This is a genomic window from Streptomyces mayonensis (assembly GCF_018982965.1).
Lineage (GTDB): Bacteria > Actinomycetota > Actinomycetes > Streptomycetales > Streptomycetaceae > Streptomyces > Streptomyces mayonensis.
Genome location: NZ_JACBYP010000220.1, coordinates 1 through 4,567, shown reverse-complemented (window position 1 = coordinate 4,567; position 4,567 = coordinate 1). Strand labels below are relative to the sequence as shown.

Below are 4,567 nucleotides of genomic sequence, written 5' to 3'. Positions count from 1 at the left end.
TCCCCCTACCCCTCCCCGCCCTCGCGCTCCCCCTCCAGCGGCGGCGTCAGCACCGAGCCGTGGGTGCGGCACTCGGGCCGGGCGCAGTCGGGGGACGGGCGGCGGCGCACCGTGGTGAAGGCGAGCACCGAGCCGGCCACCAGGACGCCCGCGCAGATCAGCATCGCCGGCCCGAACGCGTCGTCGAAGGCCGGCGCCGACCGGTACGCCTCCTCCCCCATGCCGGTGAGCAGCGGCAGCGCGGCGACCGCGACGAGTCCCGCCGCACGGGCCGCCGCGTTGTTGATGCCGCTGGCGAGACCGGCCCGCGCGGTGTCCACGGCGGCCAGCACACTCGCCGTCAGCGGCGCCACCAGCGTGACCATGCCGAGGCCGAGGACCAGCAGCGCGGGCAGTACGTCGGCGAGGTAGGAGGCGCCCGGCCCGACCCGCAGCATCAGCACCATCCCGGCCGCGCAGAACAGGGGCCCGGCGGTGAGCTGGAGCCGCGGCCCGAGACGCTCGGCGAGGGCGCCCGAGCGGGCGGAGAGCAGCAGCATCAGGACGGTGGTCGGCAGCAGGGCCGTACCGGCGGCCAGCGCGGACCAGCCGACGACCACCTGGAGCTGGAGCGCGGCAAGGAAGAAGAAGCCGCCGAACGCCGCGTACACGCACAGCGTGACCAGGTTGACCGCCGTGAACTGGCGGGAGGCGAAGACGTCCAGCGGCATCATCGGGTCCCCGCCACGCCGCTCGACGACGACGAAGGCCACCGCGGCCACCGCCCCGGCCACCGCGCTGAGCGCCACCGTCCAGGACGCGGTACGGGCCTCGATCAGCGCGTACGTGAGCAGCGCGAGAGCCGCCGCGCCCAGCGCCGCGCCGAGTACGTCGAACCGCGTGTGGGCGCGCTCGTCGGACGACTCCGGTACGTGGCGCAGCGCGACCGGCGCGCACAGCAGTGCCAGCGGCACGTTGAGCAGGAACACCCAGCGCCAGCCCGCCCCGTCCACCAGCCAGCCCCCGACGAAGGGCCCCACCGCCGCGCCGACGCCCCCGAAGCCGGACCACAGGCCCACCGCCCGGCCCCGGTCGTCGGCGTGGAAGGAGGCCTGGATCAGGGCAAGCGAACCCGGCGTGAGCAGCGCGCCGCCGATGCCCTGGAGGGCGCGGGCGGCGATCAGGACACCGGCGTTCGGGGCGAGACCGCACAGCAGGGACGCGGCGGCGAACCACAGCACACCGAGGACGAAGATCCGTCGCCGCCCGAACCGGTCGCCGAGGGCGCCGCCGAGGAGGATCAGCCCGGCCAGCGTGACCATGTAGGCGTTGACGGTCCACTGCAGGGCGGCGAGGTCCGCGCCGAGGTCGCGGCCGATGTGCGGCAGCGCGACGTTGACGACGGTCGAGTCCAGCAGGGCCATGCTGGAGCCGAGGACGGTGGTCAGCAGGATCCACCGGCCCTGCGGTGACGCGAGCCGGACGTCGGGCATGCCTCAGATATACACCCGGTGCAGCCCGGGTACTCCCGGGTGGACCGGGTGGACCGGGTGGACCGCGTGGACCGGGTGGACCGGGAGTACGCAGCGAGCCCGGCGCGCGTACGGCACCGGGCTCGTGGCCGCGGTCGAGACCGCGGCAGCGGTCGGGTGACCGCCGGAGACTACTTGATCTTCGTGCCGGCGGACCGCAGGTGACCGCAGGCCTCGACGACGCGCGCGGCCATGCCCGCCTCGGCCAGCTTGCCCCAGGTGCGCGGGTCGTAGGTCTTCTTGTTGCCGACCTCGCCGTCGACCTTGAGGACGCCGTCGTAGTTGCTGAACATGTGGTCGGCGACCGGACGCGTGAAGGCGTACTGGGTGTCCGTGTCGATGTTCATCTTGACCACGCCGTTCTCCAGGGCGGTCGCGATCTCCTCGGCGGTGGAGCCCGAGCCGCCGTGGAAGACGAAGTTGAACGGCTTGCTGCCGGCCGACTGGCCGTACTTCGACGCGATGCCCTCGTTCAGCTCCTTGAGCAGCTCGGGACGGAGCACGACGTTGCCCGGCTTGTACACGCCGTGCACGTTGCCGAAGGACGCGGCGAGCAGGTAGCGGCCCTTCTCGCCGAGGCCCAGGGCCTCCACGGTGCGGACCGCGTCGTCGACCGTCGTGTAGAGGGAGTCGTTGATCTCGTGCGAGACGCCGTCCTCCTCGCCGCCGGTCGGGGTGATCTCGACCTCAAGGATGATCTTGGCGGCGCGGGCGCGCTCCAGCAGCTCGGCGGCGATGGAGAGGTTGTCGGACAGGGTCTCGGCCGAGCCGTCCCACATGTGCGACTGGAACAGCGGGTTGCGGCCGGCCTTGACGCGCTCCTCGGAGACCGCGAGCAGCGGACGCACGTACGCGTCCAGCTTGTCCTTGGGACAGTGGTCCGTGTGCAGGGCGACGGTGACGTCGTACTTCTCGGCGACGATGTGCGCGAACTCGGCGAGGGCGACGGCGCCGGTCACCATGTCCTTGTTGTGCTGGCCGCCCAGGAACTCGGCGCCGCCCGTGGACATCTGGATGATGCCGTCGCTCTCCGCCTCGGCGAAACCGCGCAGGGCCGCGTGGAGCGTCTGGGAGGAGGTCACGTTGATGGCCGGGTAGGCGAACTTCCCTGCCTTCGCCCGGTCCAGCATCTCGTTGTAGACCTCGGGAGTTGCGATGGGCATCTGTCCGCTCCTTGTATGTGCGGGTGGGCGTGGTGGCGCTTATGGCCCTGACCTAGGACTGGGGGGCGACGTCATCGTCGGCCCCATCCTTCCAGACGACGCGGGAATACCCGAGTGGACGTCCGTCGCGGGCTTCGGGGGACGGCTCGGCCGGCTCAGTCCAGGCCCAGCTCGTCCTTGTCGTACGCGTACAGATACGGCACTCCGGCGCCGTCCCGGATCTTCTCGGCGGCGCCCGTCGCACGGTCGACGATGGTCGCGACGGCGACCACCTCGCCGCCGGCCTCGCGCACGGCCTCGACGGCGGTGAGCGGGGAGCCGCCGGTGGTGGAGGTGTCCTCGACGACCAGGACGCGGCGGCCCCTGATGTCCGGACCCTCGACGCGGCGCTGCAGCCCGTGCGCCTTGGCCGCCTTGCGGACCACGAACGCGTCCAGTGTGCGGCCGCGCGCGGCGGCGGCGTGCAGCATGCTCGCGGCGACCGGGTCGGCGCCCATGGTCAGACCGCCCACCGTGTCGTACTCCAGGTCGGCGGTCAGGTCGAGCAGCACCTGTCCGACCAGCGGCGCGGCCTCGCCGTCCAGGGTGATGCGGCGCAGGTCGACGTAGTAGTCGGCCTCCAGACCCGAGGAGAGGGTCACCCTGCCGTGCACCACGGCCTTGTCCTTGATCTGCTGCAGCAGCTCGCCGCGTGTGCCTGGCGGCATTACTCCGTTGACGTCCGTCATGTACGCCAGCTTAGAGGCGGCGCCAGGCCCAGGTCGTCGTGGCCTCCAGCGGCTCGAGGGGCGTGACCAGGCGCGGGAGGGTGTTCAGCCCGTTCGGCGGCCCGGTCTGCGGCTCCACGCAGACGGCGGCCTCCTGCTCGTCGTACACCACGACCCACTGCTCGCGGCTGGTCACCTTCAGCTCCAGCCGTCCGGGCCAGGTGAGGGTCACGTCGACGCCGTCCGGCATGCCGAAGCAGTCGTCCCACGGGCCCGGCTTCGGCTCGACGCGGTTGCCGGTGGGGAGGTGGTCGTCACCGCGCTCCTCCTGCCAGGCGGGGTCGAAGGCGATCGAGACGTCCGCCCCGCCCCCGCCGCTCCCACTGTCCCCGTCGTTGCTGCCGCTCTGGCCGTTCCCGCCGCCGAGGGTGCGGTTGAACCAGGGGTGCCAGCCGGCCTGGGCCGGGAAGGACGAGTCGTACGTCTCCACGGCCAGCGTCAGCGTCAGCGCGTCCTCGGCGAGCGCGACGACCTGGGTGACGCGGCCGGTGTAGGGCCAGGGATCGGTCAGGTCGTACGTGAGGACGGCCTCGTCCGCGGTGACGCGGGCCGTGCGCCAGGCGGCGTCGCGTGCGGTGCCGTGGATGGCGTGCGGCGGGGAGTTGAGCGGCATCCGGTGCACCACGGCGCCGTCGCTGAAGCGGCCGTCGCGGATGCGTCCGCACCAGGGGACCATCGGGAAGCATCCGTAGCGCTCGCCCTGGCGGAGCAGTTCCGTGCCGCCGACGCGGAGCCCGCCGATCCGGCCGCCGTTGCCCGGCAGCACGGTCGCCTCCGCGTCACCCGCGGTCAGCGTGATGGGTTCGTTGCTCACGCCACGACCCTACTGGGGCGATCAAGGGCGCACCGGCGGGACGGGGGCCGTCCGTGGCGGGACGGGATCCGGGCGCGGTCAGCGGCGTCTGCGCAGCGCGCGGCCCACGACGATCGCCGAGGCGACGACGAGCGCCGCGGCGGGGGCCGCCCAGCGCAGGGGGGCACCGGCCACGCTCGGCTGGGGTGCGGGGACGGGAGCGTACCGGCCGCGCGGCGGGGCGTGGTCCACCTCCTCGGCGCTGCGGCCGATCATCGTGCGGCGCGCGTGGGCGGCCTCGGCGGCGGCGGGCGGCTCGACGGGGTCGGGGGC

Annotated in this window: 4 protein-coding genes and 1 pseudogene; all 5 read right to left on the bottom strand. The window is 73.2% G+C overall.

From position 1 onward, the window contains the following. Positions 1 to 5 precede the first annotated feature (5 nt). On the bottom strand, positions 6 to 1,472 hold the full coding sequence (locus HZS56_RS37200; protein ID WP_216725225.1) for an MFS transporter: 1,467 nt from the start codon (positions 1,470 to 1,472) through the stop codon (positions 6 to 8). 170 nt (positions 1,473 to 1,642) lie between these two features. Next, the gene (fbaA, locus tag HZS56_RS37195; RefSeq protein ID WP_216725224.1) at positions 1,643 to 2,674 is read right to left on the bottom strand and encodes a class II fructose-bisphosphate aldolase; all 1,032 of its coding nucleotides are present in this window, start codon (positions 2,672 to 2,674) and stop codon (positions 1,643 to 1,645) included. Between the two features lie 155 nt (positions 2,675 to 2,829). Then, complete coding sequence (gene pyrE, locus HZS56_RS37190) at positions 2,830 to 3,381, bottom strand: orotate phosphoribosyltransferase (RefSeq protein ID WP_216725226.1); 552 nt, start codon at positions 3,379 to 3,381, stop codon at positions 2,830 to 2,832. Between the two features lie 31 nt (positions 3,382 to 3,412). Next, the gene (locus HZS56_RS37185) at positions 3,413 to 4,255 is read right to left on the bottom strand and encodes an aldose epimerase family protein (protein ID WP_216725223.1); all 843 of its coding nucleotides are present in this window, start codon (positions 4,253 to 4,255) and stop codon (positions 3,413 to 3,415) included. A 78-nt stretch (positions 4,256 to 4,333) separates the two neighbouring features. After that, positions 4,334 to 4,567: pseudogene (locus tag HZS56_RS37180) on the bottom strand (carbon monoxide dehydrogenase subunit G); the annotation flags it as partial.